The organism is Streptomyces sp. NPDC057543 (genome assembly GCF_042801895.1).
Taxonomy (GTDB): domain Bacteria; phylum Actinomycetota; class Actinomycetes; order Streptomycetales; family Streptomycetaceae; genus Streptomyces.
On the sequence record NZ_JBHVFF010000001.1, the window covers coordinates 87491 to 101710 of the forward strand.

Here is a 14220-nt window from a genome sequence, read left to right on the forward strand (position 1 = left end):
GTCAGGCCACTCGTCGCGTCGCCCGCGTGATCACCCCGCCCGCCGTGCCAGCACCAGGCGCGACCGCGTGAAAGCCGCCGCGAGTACCCCGGCCAGCAGCGGAACGCACACGACGAGCAGACCGATGGTCGCCCAGGGCAGCACGATCGGCGTGTACGCCGACTGTGTGGGGTCCAGGCGCATCTGCTTCAGCGCTTCCCGCAGGTCGATGAGACGCAGCGCCACCGCGGGCACCAGACCTGCCAGTGTGCCGAGCACCACACCCGTGAGCGCCACCACCACGCACTGGAAGCCGGACAGCCTCCGCCGCACGCCCGGAGGGGCACCCACTGCGCTGAGGGTATTGAGATCGGCCTCCGCGTCCGCCTTGGCGAGGCCCGTCGTGATCGCGGCAGCGCCCAGCGTCACTATGCCGGCGAATAGGGTCAGGATCAGCAGTACGGTGTTGTCCTCCTGGCCGGGGCCGTGATCGGACTGCACCCATAGTCCGCCGCCGGTCTGCGCGATGGCACCGGAAACCCGCTGGTCCTCGGCGTTCGTCGGGGCGTGGGAGACGGCATACACGCTTCCGGCCACCCTGGTGTGCAGGCCGAGCCGCTCCGCGGTCCGCTCCGGAAGGATCATGCGGATTCCGGGGGTGGCGGCGTACTTGGCGGGGGCCACGTACACCTTCAGCTTGTCCACGGTGGTCCGCGCCTTGCCCGGGTGCTGCTTCCAGTTCTTCTTGTCCTTCTCGTTGTATTGGTGGACCGACTTGATGGTCACCTCGCCGTTCTCCGCGTACACCGGGTTGAGGAGTACCGGTGTGCCCGCGGCCAGCGCCTCGGCGGCCGCGGGGTCGTCGAGCTTCACATACGTGTCGAGCAGGGCCGCGTCCGCGACGACGATGTTGCTCTCGTCCGTGTTGAAGACACCGGATGTCATCAGGTCGGTCAGGCAGGCGGGGGAACGCACCAGTTTCTTGTGCTCGTCGGCGGAGAGTCGCGCGGCAAGTTCCTTGGCCCCCTTGCGGGTGAGCGGACAACTGTGTGCTTTGCCACTGGGCTTGACCAGTTCCAGCGTGCCGCAGTGGTTCTCCTCGTAGGAGTTGCAGTCGCTGCCCGCCCAGACCCGTCGGAAGTCCGCGTGTCCGCCGGTGACGGCCATGTTCCGCTCCACGGCCGTCCGAGCCAGCGGGAGCCGCTCGGCCGACTCCTCGCCGAAGGACGAGACGACGATGGTTCCCTCGGTGAGCAAGGGGGTGTAGTTGTACTCGTACTCGGCCGAGTAGCTGGACATGTAGGTGGCGATGCCCACCGAACCCGCGACGGCCGCCATCACCGCGGCGACGGCGGGAGCGGTACGGCCACGGTTGCGGGCGGCGTCGCGCAGCGCCATCCGGGGCGAGAGAGGCAGCCTCCTGCCGAGCCGCCCGAGGAAGCCGACGATCACCGGGATGCAGGCGAGCAGACCGAGTTCGGCGACGATCGATCCGCCGGCGACCAGTGTCGAATCCCCGCTGGTACCGCCGTAGAGGGCGACCGCGCCACCGAGCGCAAGCACGCAGGCGCCCAGGACGGGCAGCAGCCGGGAGGAGCGGCGGACGCCGCGCCGGCCGGTCAGCGACTCCAGTACCGACTGCCGGCTCGCCACGATCGCCGGGGCGAACGCCGCCAACAAGCCGGTGATCAGGCCGATCGCGGCGATGACCAGCAACTCCAGCGGCAGCATCGTCAGAGAGCCGAACCGGTGTCCGGCCCAGTTCTCGATCACGGGCTGGAAAGCCGCGGTGAGTCCGAGGCCCACCACGACACCCGTCACCGCTCCTATGCCACCGAGCACCAGACCGCCACCGAGCACCACGGCCCTGACGTGGCGCCTGTCTCCGCCGCAGGTGCCGACGAGGCCGAGCTGACGGCGGGAACGTCGTGCACCGACCGCGAAGGCCGGTCCGGCGAGCAGCACGATCTCCAGGACCGCCATGGCGATCACGGTGACGAGTGCCGTGCTGAGCTCTCCGGAGCCGCTGTCGGCGATGTGGGGGTTCCTGGCCATCAGCGGGATCTCGGAGTCCGGCGGTGGGTCGAGGGCGACCTGCCGGGACGTGACGAGCACGCCCGACTTATTGGCCGCCATGACGTGCGGCCAGGTCACGCCGATCCCTGCGGGGCCTTTGACCAGCCAGTCCATGGACCCGGCGTTCGGCGGAAGCACCTTCTTGTCCCGGTCGGCCTCGGCCTTCCACGGAGCGATGACCGCACCGGGGTCGGCGTAGAGCGCTTCGGTCTTCAGCTCGCTGGGCAGCTCGACCACACCGGTGATGGTGTACGTCCGGCCGGAGTTGCGCACGGTGGTGGTCGAACCAACGTGCAGACCGGTCGCCTTCATGAACGGCTCCGTGGCGGCCATCTCGCCCTTGCCGTGCGGGTAGGCGCCGCGCACGAGGTCGATCTTGCCGCGGGCCATCGCGTCCGACGTCCGGATCTCGACGATGTCGGTGTTCGTGACGCCGTACCGGGTGGTGACACTCGCAGGGACGGACTGGACGCTGATCGCCCGCGAACCCTTGGGGAACGTCGTCCTGATGTCGACCGGGTCGCCGTCCTCCACGGGCGGTGCGTCGTCCACGCCCATGTAGATGTTGCTCACCGCCCCATCGGGGAGCTGCTCGATGGGCCCCATCATCCCGTCGCTGAACAGCGCGTCGGCGGAGCCCATTTTGCTGGTCAGCTGCTCGGCGACGGTCGGCGTCACGCTGCGGTACGTCACATCGAGGGCCGTGACGCCGAGCACCGGTATCGCGATCATCGCGACCACCAGCGCGCTGCGGCCCTTGGCGCGCATCGCGTCGCGCCTGGCGATGCGGAGGGCGGCGCGCCACCCCGTGAAGACGCTCACTTGGCGCCCTCGGCGGCCAGCAGCGAGTCGACGTCGGCGGTGAGTGTCTGGTCGACGATCGAACCGTCCCGGAGGAACACGACCCGGTCCGCCCAGGCGGCGTACCGCGGTTCGTGCGTCACCATCACGCCGGCCGCGCCCTGGTCACAGCGGTTGCGCAGCAGTGCGAGCACGGCCTCGCCGGTCTCGGAGTCGAGTGCCCCGGTCGGTTCGTCGGCGAGCACGAGGCGCCGGTCCCCCACCAGTGCGCGAGCGATCGCGACGCGCTGCTGCTGGCCGCCCGACATCTCGTCCGGGAACCGGTCGGCGATCTCCAGGAGCTTCATCTCCTCCAGCGCCGCCCGCGCCTCCTTGCGGGCCTTGCGCACGGAGACCCCGTCGAGCTCACGCGGCAGGGCGATGTTCTCGGCGGCGGTCAGCGCCGGGATCAGGTTGTAGTCCTGGAAGACATAACCGACGCTGCGGCGGCGCAGGGCTGCGACGCCCTTGCGGCCGAGGCCGGATATGTCCTGGCCCTCGATGACGACCTGGCCGCTGGTCGCGGTGTCGAGACCGCCGGCGATGGTCAGCAAGGTCGACTTGCCGGAGCCGGAGGGGCCCATGACGGCGACGAGTTCACCGGTGTGCACGGCGAGGTTGACGCCGCGCAGGGCGTGCACCTCGGCGATGCCGGTGCCGTGGGTGCGGGTGAGCGCTCGGAGTTCGAGCACCGGTGCGTCGACCGACAGTGGTGCGTCGGACGAGGACGCGGATCGGGACGGGGCGCGTGAGGACATGGTGGGTGGTTCCCCCCTTGGAACAGGTCTGTGACCGGCGGCGGACCCGGAAGCGGTCCGTGGCCGGCACCGGGTGCGTACGCGGGCGCTCCGGAGCTTGTGCCGGGCGCCGGGTGGCGGATGCCGGGCGTCGCATGGTCCGGGTATGTGCCGGGTGTACGCGGGTGGTCGGTGGTCAGCGCCGGCCGCGTGGACGGGCGGTACGGGCAGGGGTGCGGACTGCCGGGGTGCGGCCGGTCGTACCCTCGGGTTCCGGTTCCGTGGCGGCGGCCTCGGCGAGGCGGACCAGCCGGGACTCGCAGTGGTCCAGCCAGCGGGCCTCCGCCTCCGCCTGGAAGATCAGCTGTTCCAGTACGAGCAGCCAGGCGACCTCGTCGCGGTTGGCCGGGACATCGGCGAGGGCCTGTGCCTTGAGGCGGGTGTAGTCCTGCATCGCCTTCAGGGTGTGGTGGCGCTGGGACTGGATGACGGCCCGGATGTCCACACCGGGCGCTCCGACCGCCATGGCGAGCTTGATGGCCAGCTCGTCACGGGGCGGATTGCTGCGGTTGACGGGCGTCTCGAACCACCTGCGCAGCTCGGTGCGGCCGTCGTCGGTGATGGCGTAGAGGGCGTGCCCCTGGTCGTCCTCGTCGTCCTGGACGACCAGGCCGTCGCGCTCCAGCCTGCTCAGCGTCGTGTACACCTGGCCGACGTTCAGCGGCCAGGTGGAGCCGGTGCGCGACTCGAATTCGGTGCGGAGCTGCGAGCCGTATCTGGGCCCCCGCTCCAGCAGGGCCAGTAGCCCGTGACGGATCGACATACTGAGTATGTATACCCAGTATGTCGATCGACGCAAATCCCGTCCGGGGCGTCTGCGCGCTGGTTGCAGGCCTGTGGGCGTCTCAGGTCGAGCGACGTATGCGTAACGCGAGGAAGCCCAGCCCCAGCCCTATCAGCGCGATTCCCGCGCCCAGGGACACCCGCTGCATGCGCTGTACGGCCGGCCCGTAGAGGGCTTGCGGCGCGGGCCGGCCGGGCTCGGGGGACGTGCTCGCAGCGGGTATCGCGGCGGGGACCGTCCCAGGATCGGTCGTCGCGGGCCACGTGTCGGACGCGTCGGGTACGTCGGACTGGGCGGGCTCGTCGGGTTCGGCGGCTTCGGCGGAAGAACTGTCCGCGGGTGCGAGCGGCCGTCCGGGCCGCAGCCGTCCCTCACCGGCCTCGCGCCCGGCGAGCGGGGACTGCACTTCGTGGGACGGCGACTTCGTGTCCGCGGCTGCGGCGGACGGCGGGCCGGAGGGGGAGGTCGAAGCAGAACCGGATGTGAGGGAGGAGGGCAGCGCGGGCGCCGGGGGCGCGGGGGCGGCCGAGCCGCCGTCCGGCGGGGTGGCGGTCGGCATGGCCGAGGGTTCGGCCGAAGGGGTGGCCGACTCCTTGTCCGACGGTTGGGCACCGGGGGTACTCGGGCCGGTGGTCGGGTGGGCGGAGGACGCGGCGGAGGTCCTCGCGGGAGGCGTCACCGAGTCGCTGACCGCCTCCGGCGTCCTTCCGGCGGCGCGCCGGTCCGCGTGCGCCTGGCCTGTCGCGGCCCCAAGTGCCGCGCCCGCCGAGAATATGAGGCAGACCACGCACCTCGTGGACCGCGATGGGAGGAGTCCTTGAGCCATGGGGTCAGCGTCACATGTGACGATATGTCCGGCATCTCGGATATGTGACACCCTCAGGAAATCGCCCCCGCCCGCCACTGCCGTGTACGTGCGTACCGCGCCCGTCGTGCACGCGCGAAACGAGCCCGCCGCGTACGTGTCTGCCGCGTCCGCTCAGGCCGGGTCGCCCGTCGCGATGCGGAGTTCGAAGTGGGCGCCCGTCTTGGGTACGGCGGTTCCGGGGGTCGGGAACTGGTCGATGACCTGGTCCTCCGCGTAGGCGTTCCCCGGCACCTTGATCTCCTTGATCGTCCAGCCCGCCGCGTCCGCGCACGCCTTCGCGGAGAGGATGTCCTTGTAGAGGAAGCTCGGCGCGTCGACCTTGTGCGGGTCGTCGTTGTTCTCCATGGCGTCCGTGCAGGCATCGGTCTTCATCGTCCGGTTCCGTTCCGGATCCTTGTGCTCGCTCGATGCCGACGACTCGCTCGGGGAGGCACCCTTCGTACCCGGGTCGTCCTTCAGTGCGAGCACCGTGATCAGCCCGCCTATGGCGACCAACGCGACGACGATCGAGCCGATGATCACCGGCATGTTCCGCCTGGCGTCGCCCCCGCCGGAGCCGCCCTGCGTCTGCGGCGCGATCGTGTACGGCGGCGGGGTTTGCTGCTGCATCGGGGACATGGGGGACATCGGCGCCTGGCTCTGGTACGCCGGAGCAGGCTGCGGATAGCCGTACGACGGGGCCGGGGTGGGCGCCGGGGTCGGAGCACCGTACGGGCCCGACTGGTACGGGCCCGGCTGGTACGGCATCTGGACGTTCTGCGGGGCCGGAGTGGACTGGTCGACCGGCGGGAAGACCGCCGAGCCGACGCCCGAACCGCTGTTCGCCGGGGCGCCGCCGCCCGCGACGATCACCGGGGCGCCCGTCTGCCCGCTCGCGCTCAGCACGCGCGCGATCTCGTCCTGCATCGCCGCGGCGCTGGGGAAGCGCTCGTTCGGGTTCTTCTTCAGCGCGCGGGCGACGAGCGCGTCCATCGCCGGGGTGATCGACCGGTTGATGGTGGAGGGCGCGACCGGCTCCTCCTGGACATGCGCGTACGCGATGGCGAGCGGCGAGTCCGCGTCGAAGGGGATGCGCCCGGTCAGCAGCTGGAACAGCATGATGCCGACCGAGTACAGGTCGGAGCGGGCGTCCACCCCGCGACCCAGGGCCTGCTCCGGGGAGAGGTACTGCGGGGTGCCGACGACCATGCCGGTCTGCGTCATCGAGGTGACGCCCGACTGCATGGCGCGGGCGATGCCGAAGTCCATGACCTTCACGACACCGCGCTTGGTCACCATCACATTGCCGGGCTTGATGTCGCGGTGGACCAGGCCCATCTCGTGGCTGGTGTCCAGCGCGGCCAGTACGTCGGCCGTCACCTTGAGCGCCTTGTCGGCCGGCATCGCCCCGTAGTTCCGGATGTCCGCCTGGAGTACGGAGCCGAGCGGCTGCCCCTCCACGTACTCCATGACGATGTACGGCATCAGCGCGCCGCCGAGCTCGTCCTCGCCGGTGTCGAAGACCGAGACGATGTTGGTGTGCTGCAGTTTGGCAACGGCCTGTGCCTCGCGCCGGAACCGCTCGCGGAACGACTGCTCGCGGCCCAGCTCCGTGTGGAGCGTCTTGATCGCGACCTGGCGGTCCAGAGCGGAGTCGTACGCCAGATATACGGATGCCATCCCGCCTTCGCCGAGCAGGTCGCGAAGCTGGTATCGGCCGCCGGCGACCGAACCGCCCGCGTAGCGCCCCTGAGCGCCGTGTGCGCCGTCCTGGCTCATGACTTGCTTCCCCCTCGGCGCGCGCGACTGACGCGATGATCCCTATTTACGCGCCAAGTCTGCCCGAGGGGTACGACACGTCAAGCCGGGTGCCCGTTCCGTGACCCTACGCACAAGAAGCGTCTCGGAAGCGTTACAGGATCCGCATCGAATTTGCCCGGGCGGCGCGCCGGGCGGTTGGATGACCGGTCCCTCTCGGGAACGGTGTGTCCCGCAGAGGCTGTAGCGTGACGTGGCAATGCAGCTAGACACCGTGAGAACCCGCGGACGCGCGGACAGATACGACGGCGAGGACTGATGGCACCCGATTCCGAAGCAAACGGCGGCGGAGTTTCGGATGGCACCGACTCCTGGGGCATCGGCGGCGTCGTCGGTGACGGACGTTACCGGATGACCCACCGGCTCGGCCGGGGCGGCATGGCGGAGGTCTTCGCGGCCGAGGACGTCAGGCTGGGACGTACGGTCGCGGTGAAGCTCCTGCGTTCCGATCTCGCGGAGGATCCGGTCTCCAAGGCCCGGTTCACGCGCGAGGCGCAGTCGGTCGCGGGCCTCAACCACCACGCCATCGTCGCCGTGTACGACTCCGGCGAGGACGTGGTGGGCGGCCAGACCGTCCCCTACATCGTGATGGAGCTCGTCGAGGGCCGCACCATCCGCGATCTGCTCCTCAACGCCGAGGCGCCGCCGCCCGAGCAGGCCCTGATCATCGTCTCGGGCGTGCTGGAAGCCCTCGCGTACTCGCACCAGCACGGCATCGTGCACCGTGACATCAAGCCCGCCAACGTGATCATCACGAACTCGGGCGCGGTCAAGGTGATGGACTTCGGCATCGCCCGTGCGCTGCACGGCGCGCAGTCGACGATGACGCAGACCGGCATGGTCATGGGCACGCCGCAGTACCTCTCCCCCGAGCAGGCGCTGGGCAAGGCCGTCGACCACCGCTCCGACCTCTACGCCACCGGCTGCCTGCTGTACGAACTCCTGGCGTTGCGGCCCCCGTTCACGGGTGAGACGCCGCTCTCCGTCGTATATCAGCACGTGCAGGACATTCCGGTCCCGCCGTCCGAGGTGTTGGACGCGGTGCCGCCGGAGCTGGACGGGCTGGTCATGCGCTCGCTCGCGAAGGACCCGGACGACCGGTTCCAGAGCGCCGAGGAGATGCGCGGCCTCATCCAGTACGGCCTGCAGATGCTCCAGGTGCAGGGCGGCCACACGGGCACGTGGAACACCGGCACGGTCGCGATGCACGAGGGCGGACACACCCCGGCGATGGGTATCACCGGTGGCACGATGGCGATGGGCCACCCGCAGCACGGGGACACCTCGCAGGGCCCGATCCTGCCGCCGATGAACCCCGATGACGGGGGCTACGAAGGCGGGAACGGGGGCGGGGGCGGCCGCGGCAAGCTGTGGTTGTTCGTCGTGCTCGCGCTGATCGCGATCGGGGTCGGTGTCGCCTTCGCCGTCAGCGCCGCGAAGGGCAGCGGCACGACGCACGAGAAGACGCCCGCGACGACCTCCAGTTCACCGTCCTCGCCGGAGAGTTCGCCCGAGCCGAGCGATCAGCAGAGCGAGCGCAGCCAACTTCCGGAGAACTCCACCGGCAACCAGCAGGACTCGCCTCCGCCGAAGAAGTCCTACACCCCGCCGGTCACCCCGAGCGAGTCGTCCGAGCCTCCGTCGACGGAACCGTCCACACCGAATACGGGTGGCACGGGCGACAGTGGCACGGGTACGGCCGACGGCGGTGCCGGAGGTACGGGCGACGGCAGCACCGGTACGAGCGGCGACAGCTCAGGTACGGGCGGCGACAGCGGCAGCTCGGGCACGGGCGACAGCGGCGGCACCGACACGAGTACGGGCAGTACGGGCAGCGATGCGACCGGGGGGCCCCTCGGCGGATCCGGTGGCAATCCCGTCTCGGGCGGCACCAGCCCGTGACCCCACAGCGTTCACGGCGAACTCCCACTCCGTGAACGCGCGAGGTCTCACCCCGTGAACGCCTCGCACACCGCCTCGTACTCGCGCGTCCACCAGACCGCCAGGGCCGACACCGCAGGGAACTGCGGGTCGGCCCTTCGGTCGTGCAGGCAGTATCGCCAGCGCAGTATCCAGAAGTCGTTGAGCCGCTCCCACCACACGCGGTGCACCGCCGCGGCCAGTTCCGCCGCCCCCGCCCCGGCCACCCGCCGGTAGGCCCCCGCGTACGCCCGTACCTTCTCCAGCTCCAGCTTCCCGGCCGGCTGCACGAAGAAGATCGCCGCGGCCCGCACCGCCTCTTCCGCGCGGGGCTGGACCCCCAGCCGGTCCCAGTCGAGGATCGCGGCCGGGTCCGTGCCCCGGTAGAGGACGTTCAGTGGGTGGAAATCACCGTGCACCCACCCGGTGGCCGGGACGTCGGGGGTGGGCGGCCTGCGGTCGGCGTGCTGTTCCAGCAGGGCCCGCCGCTCCAGGAGACGGTGTTCCGCCAGCTCGTCGAAGGAGTCCCGGGGACGGCGCCCGCGGGCGGCCGCCAGCAGGTCGTCGATCAGCGCGAACGTGTCGGCGGGATCGGGGCTCCGGTACCCGCCGGACCGCCCCGTGAGGCCCGCGCCCGCCTCCATGACCTGTTCGAGTCCGGTGTGCACGGCCCCGAGCAGCGCCCCGAGCCGCTGCGACTGGGCGGCGGTGAGCTGGGCGCCGGCCCGGTGCAGCCCGTCGACCCAGGGGTGCAGGGCATAGCACCGGCCGCCGATCTCCGTCACCGTGTCACCTTCGGTGTCCTCCACGGGCGGGGCGACGGGCACGCCGAGCGACTGGAGCCGCTGGGTGGCGCGGTGCTGGCGGACGATCGTGGCGCGGTCGCCGGTGGAGTCGTCGAGGTGGTGCTTGAGGAAGTAGTGGCCGCGGGTGGTGGAGACGCGGTAGCCGTGGTTGAGGAGGCCCTGGGTGACAGGTTTGCAGGTGAGGGGATCACCGGCGTCCGGGTAGCGGCGCAGCACCTCGTCCACCGGAGGAACGGGCGGACGGGGCACCGCGGAACGGGGGGCGGAGGAGCACGGCACCTCGCCGACCGGCGGAGCAGACGGAAGGGTTACAGATGAGCGCGGCACTCGCCAGATGTTAGATCACGCTGCGTTGCGGCTCGGCTGACTTGCGTGAGAGGCCCAGAGTGTGCACGGAGACGAGGTGCGGGTCGACCCCGAGGTAGGCCGGGGCGAAGGGCTCCCCGTTCATCCGGGTGGGGGCGGTGCCGAAGCGCTCCCGCTGCTCGGGGGTCGGGTGCACGATCTCGGCGGGGCCGGTGAACTGCACGGACCACAGCTCGCCGTCGTCCCCCGAGGGCGTGTTGACGTTGTCCGCCCCGTATGCCACGACCGTGCCGTCGCAGGCCTCGTGGTAGCCGAGGCCGCTGTGCATCCGCAGGACGACGCGGCCGTCGACGACGATGTGGCGGGCGATCGCCAGTATGGGGAGGGCTCGCATGCTCGTCGCCAGCCGGCCGTAGGGGACGCGGCCGAGCAGATCGAGCGCGTGGAGTTCCTCAGAGGACATGGCCTCCACTCTCCGCCACCGGGGAGACCGTAAAAAAGAGGCCGCGGCCCCAGGTGGTCCGGGACCAAAGTCCCGAAGACCACCGAGGACCACGGCCGCTCCGTGCGCGTCGGGTTCTTTCCGGCGTACGGTGCCGGCCCGCGGCCGGGGCTGTTCCGGCGCGTCGGACCGTGCGCGTTTCCGGCCGGGGCGGACCGTCCCGGCCGTTCGGACCCCGACCGGCCGCGCCCGGCAGTGTCCGGCTGCCCGGCCACGCGTCGCCGTCCCGCCCCGCCGCAGCCTCCCGCCGTCCCCCTCGTTCAGCCCTTCTCGGCCTGCAGCCTGGCCACGTACGCAGCGGCCCGCGAGCGCCGCACCCCGCCGCAGCCTCCCGCAGTCCCCCTCGTTCAGCCCTTCTCGGCCTGCAGTCTGGCCACGTACGCGGCGGCCTGCGAGCGCCGTTCCATGCCCAGTTTGGAGAGCAGGCTGGAGACATAATTCTTGATCGTCTTCTCGGCGAGGTGCAGCCGCTCGCCGATCACCCGGTTCGTCAGCCCCTCCCCGATCAGATCGAGGATCTTGCGCTCCTGATCGGTGAGACTGTCGAGCTTGTCGTCGCCCCGGCCCTTCTTCCCGTTGCGCAGCCGCTCCAGCACCTGGGCGGTCGCGACCGGGTCCAGCAGCGACTTCCCGGCTGCCACATCCCGTACAGCGCTCAGCAGTTCGTTGCCGCGGATCGCCTTCAGCACATACCCCGAGGCGCCCGCCATGATCGCGTCGAACAGTGCCTCGTCATCGGCGTACGAGGTCAGCATCAGGCATTTGATGCTGTCGTCCTGGGAACGGATCTCCCGGCAGACCTCCACCCCGCTCCCGTCCGGCAGCCGTACGTCGAGCACCGCCACGTCGGGCCGGGTCGCGGGGATACGGACCAGCGCGTCCGCCGCCGTGCCGGCCTCGCCGACGACCTCGATGTCGTCCTCGACCGAGAGCAATTCATGGACTCCGCGCCGGACGACTTCGTGGTCGTCCAGCAGAAAAACGGTGATTTTTCCTTGTTCGCGCACAAAACGCAGTCTCACACACTCGCCTCTTCCCTGCCGCCGAACGGCGGGATAACGTGCCGTTGTTCCGGCGGCCTGCAAGGCTGTTCCCAGTGCTGTGACCAGCGAGAGTTCCCGACTTTTTCGATTTACTTGGAAATCCAAGCAAAATCGCAGGTCAGATAGGGTTTCGCAGTTATGCGGCGTACTGGGTAACGTGCTTTTGGCAGGGCGCTCGCCGGGGCACCTGTCACGCCTGTTTCCCGGACCGAGCGGCACCCACCCCGTGCACGGGTACGGACACAGGCGAGCCGCACTGGCTTCCCGGCAGACCCCGGGGGCCGGACCGACGGAGGAGCACGCACGTGACCGTGGAGAGCACTGCCGCGAGCAAACCGCGACGCAGCAGTAAGCGGACCAGCGCCGTGAAAACGCCCGCTAGGACGTCCGCCAAGGTGTCCGCCAAGACGCCACAGAGTTCCGAGCCCGAGCTCGTACAGCTGCTGACGCCCGAGGGTGAGCGGGTGGAGCATCCGGACTACGGGATCGACCTGACCGCCGAAGAACTGCGCGGCCTGTACCGGGACATGGTCCTGACCCGCCGCTTCGACGCCGAGGCGACCGCCCTGCAGCGCCAGGGCGAGCTGGGCCTGTGGGCCTCGCTGCTCGGCCAGGAGGCCGCGCAGATCGGTTCCGGCCGGGCCCTGCGCGACGACGACTACGTCTTCCCGACGTACCGCGAACACGGTGTCGCCTGGTGCCGGGGCGTCGACCCGACCAATCTGCTCGGGATGTTCCGCGGTGTGAACCACGGTGGCTGGGACCCGAACAGCAACAACTTCCACCTGTACACGATCGTCATCGGCTCGCAGACCCTGCACGCCACCGGCTACGCCATGGGCGTCGCCAAGGACGGCGCGGACTCGGCCGTGATCGCGTACTTCGGCGACGGCGCGTCCAGCCAGGGAGACGTCGCCGAGTCGTTCACCTTCTCCGCGGTCTACAACGCCCCGGTCGTCTTCTTCTGCCAGAACAACCAGTGGGCGATCTCCGAGCCGACCGAGAAGCAGACCCGCGTCCCGCTCTACCAGCGCGCGCAGGGCTTCGGCTTCCCCGGAGTCCGGGTCGACGGCAACGACGTACTCGCCTGCCTGGCCGTCACCAGGTCGGCGCTGGAGCGGGCCCGCCGGGGGGAAGGGCCCACGCTCGTCGAGGCGTTCACCTACCGGATGGGCGCGCACACCACCTCCGACGACCCGACGAAGTACCGGGCGGACGAGGAGCGCGCCTCCTGGGAGGCCAAGGACCCGATCATGCGGCTGCGCACCTACCTGGAGAAGCAGGGCAGCGCCGACGAGGCGTTCTTCACCGCCCTGGACGAGGAGAGCGAGGCCCTCGGCAAGCGGGTGCGTGAGGCGGTACGGGCGATGCCCGATCCGGACCGGATGGCGATCTTCGACCACGCCTACGCCGACGGGAACCCGCTCGTCGACGAGGAGCGCGCCCAGTTCGCCGCCTACCAGGCATCGTTCGCCGACTCCGACTCCGACTCCGCCGAGGAGGGCAAGTAGCCATGGCCATGGAAAAGATGTCCATTGCGAAGGCTCTCAACGAGTCGCTGCGCAAGGCTCTCGACACCGACCCCAAGGTCCTCATCATGGGGGAGGACGTCGGCAAGCTGGGCGGCGTCTTCCGGATCACCGACGGACTCCAGAAGGACTTCGGCGAGGACCGGGTGATCGACACCCCGCTCGCCGAGTCCGGCATCGTCGGTACGGCGATCGGACTGGCCCTGCGCGGCTACCGGCCCGTCGTGGAGATCCAGTTCGACGGTTTCGTCTTCCCGGCGTACGACCAGATCGTCACGCAGCTCGCGAAGATGCACGCCCGTGCGCTCGGCAAGATCAAGCTGCCGGTCGTCGTGCGGATTCCGTACGGCGGCGGCATCGGTGCCGTCGAGCACCACAGTGAGTCCCCCGAGGCCCTGTTCGCGCACGTCGCGGGCCTGAAGGTGGTCTCGCCCTCGAACGCGAGCGACGCCTATTGGATGATGCAGCAGGCCGTCCAGAGCGACGACCCGATCATCTTCTTCGAGCCGAAGCGCCGTTACTGGGACAAGGGCGAGGTCGAGACCGACTCCATTCCCGGTCCGCTGCACCGGGCCGCGGTGGCGCGTACGGGCTCCGACCTGACGCTCGTCGCGTACGGGCCGATGGTGAAGGTCTGCCTGGAAGCGGCCGCGGCCGCCCAGGAGGAGGGCAAGTCGATCGAGGTCCTGGACCTGCGCTCGATGTCCCCGATCGACTTCGACGCCATCCAGGCCTCGGTCGAGAAGACCGGCCGGCTCGTCGTGGTCCACGAGGCGCCGGTGTTCTACGGCTCCGGGGCGGAGATCGCCGCCCGGATCACCGAGCGCTGCTTCTACCACCTGGAGGCACCGGTGCTGAGGGTCGGCGGCTACCACGCCCCGTACCCGCCGGCGCGGCTGGAGGACGAGTACCTGCCGGGTCTCGACCGGGTGCTCGACGCCGTCGACCGTTCGCTGGCGTACTGAGGACTGGG

The 14220-nt window shown here is 70.2% G+C and carries 11 protein-coding genes; 3 read left to right on the forward strand and 8 right to left on the reverse strand.

The genetic code is table 11. The features are described 5' to 3' along the window. Window positions 1-30: 30 nt before the first annotated feature. The 5 genes from ACFU8Q_RS00420 to ACFU8Q_RS00440 form a co-directional block, all read right to left on the reverse strand. On the reverse strand, window positions 31-2877 hold the full coding sequence (locus ACFU8Q_RS00420) for an FtsX-like permease family protein (protein ID WP_384446184.1): 2847 nt from the start codon (window positions 2875-2877) through the stop codon (window positions 31-33). After that, on the reverse strand, window positions 2874-3653 hold the full coding sequence (locus tag ACFU8Q_RS00425) for an ABC transporter ATP-binding protein (protein ID WP_384446186.1): 780 nt from the start codon (window positions 3651-3653) through the stop codon (window positions 2874-2876). The genes ACFU8Q_RS00420 and ACFU8Q_RS00425 overlap by 4 nt, the downstream gene beginning before the upstream one ends. A gap of 175 nt (window positions 3654-3828) precedes the next feature. Then, window positions 3829-4455, reverse strand: a complete 627-nt coding sequence (locus ACFU8Q_RS00430) for a PadR family transcriptional regulator (protein ID WP_384446188.1) — start codon at window positions 4453-4455, stop codon at window positions 3829-3831. An 82-nt stretch (window positions 4456-4537) separates the two neighbouring features. After that, the gene (locus ACFU8Q_RS00435) at window positions 4538-5263 is read right to left on the reverse strand and encodes a hypothetical protein (protein WP_384446190.1); all 726 of its coding nucleotides are present in this window, start codon (window positions 5261-5263) and stop codon (window positions 4538-4540) included. 192 nt (window positions 5264-5455) lie between these two features. Further along, on the reverse strand, window positions 5456-7102 hold the full coding sequence (locus ACFU8Q_RS00440) for a protein kinase (RefSeq protein WP_384446192.1): 1647 nt from the start codon (window positions 7100-7102) through the stop codon (window positions 5456-5458). 297 nt (window positions 7103-7399) lie between these two features. On the opposite strand from ACFU8Q_RS00440, the gene ACFU8Q_RS00445 reads away from it, so the two are divergent. Then, window positions 7400-9043 (forward strand): protein kinase, encoded by a 1644-nt coding sequence (locus ACFU8Q_RS00445; protein ID WP_384446193.1) that lies wholly within the window; start codon window positions 7400-7402, stop codon window positions 9041-9043. A gap of 47 nt (window positions 9044-9090) precedes the next feature. Here the strand turns inward: ACFU8Q_RS00445 and ACFU8Q_RS00450 are convergent, their stop codons facing one another. From ACFU8Q_RS00450 to ACFU8Q_RS00460, 3 genes are all read right to left on the reverse strand, one after another. After that, window positions 9091-10083, reverse strand: coding sequence for a phosphotransferase (locus ACFU8Q_RS00450; protein ID WP_384446239.1), 993 nt, complete (start codon window positions 10081-10083; stop codon window positions 9091-9093). Between the two features lie 121 nt (window positions 10084-10204). Beyond that, the gene (locus tag ACFU8Q_RS00455; RefSeq protein ID WP_384446195.1) at window positions 10205-10636 is read right to left on the reverse strand and encodes a pyridoxamine 5'-phosphate oxidase family protein; all 432 of its coding nucleotides are present in this window, start codon (window positions 10634-10636) and stop codon (window positions 10205-10207) included. Between the two features lie 386 nt (window positions 10637-11022). After that, a complete protein-coding gene (locus tag ACFU8Q_RS00460; RefSeq protein ID WP_384446241.1) occupies window positions 11023-11682 on the reverse strand; it encodes a response regulator in 660 nt (219 codons plus the stop codon). 341 nt (window positions 11683-12023) lie between these two features. Here ACFU8Q_RS00460 and pdhA point away from each other — a divergent pair, with 341 nt between their 5' ends. Then, window positions 12024-13229, forward strand: a complete 1206-nt coding sequence (gene pdhA / locus ACFU8Q_RS00465) for a pyruvate dehydrogenase (acetyl-transferring) E1 component subunit alpha (protein ID WP_384446197.1) — start codon at window positions 12024-12026, stop codon at window positions 13227-13229. A gap of 2 nt (window positions 13230-13231) precedes the next feature. Then, window positions 13232-14212 carry an alpha-ketoacid dehydrogenase subunit beta gene (locus ACFU8Q_RS00470; RefSeq protein ID WP_384446198.1) on the forward strand — a complete coding sequence of 327 codons (981 nt, stop codon included), beginning with the start codon at window positions 13232-13234 and terminating at the stop codon, window positions 14210-14212. Window positions 14213-14220 lie beyond the last annotated feature (8 nt).

What these genes read in the sequence shown, in the direction of transcription:
- ACFU8Q_RS00430 (WP_384446188.1), bottom strand. Translation starts at nt 4,455, where the DNA reads ATGTCGATCCGTCACGGGCTACTGGCCCTGCTGGAGCGGGGGCCCAGA.
- ACFU8Q_RS00425 (WP_384446186.1), bottom strand. Translation starts at nt 3,653, where the DNA reads ATGTCCTCACGCGCCCCGTCCCGATCCGCGTCCTCGTCCGACGCACCA.
- ACFU8Q_RS00440 (WP_384446192.1), bottom strand. Translation starts at nt 7,102, where the DNA reads ATGAGCCAGGACGGCGCACACGGCGCTCAGGGGCGCTACGCGGGCGGT.
- ACFU8Q_RS00455 (WP_384446195.1), bottom strand. Translation starts at nt 10,636, where the DNA reads ATGTCCTCTGAGGAACTCCACGCGCTCGATCTGCTCGGCCGCGTCCCC.
- ACFU8Q_RS00445 (WP_384446193.1), top strand. Translation starts at nt 7,400, where the DNA reads ATGGCACCCGATTCCGAAGCAAACGGCGGCGGAGTTTCGGATGGCACC.
- ACFU8Q_RS00470 (WP_384446198.1), top strand. Translation starts at nt 13,232, where the DNA reads ATGGCCATGGAAAAGATGTCCATTGCGAAGGCTCTCAACGAGTCGCTG.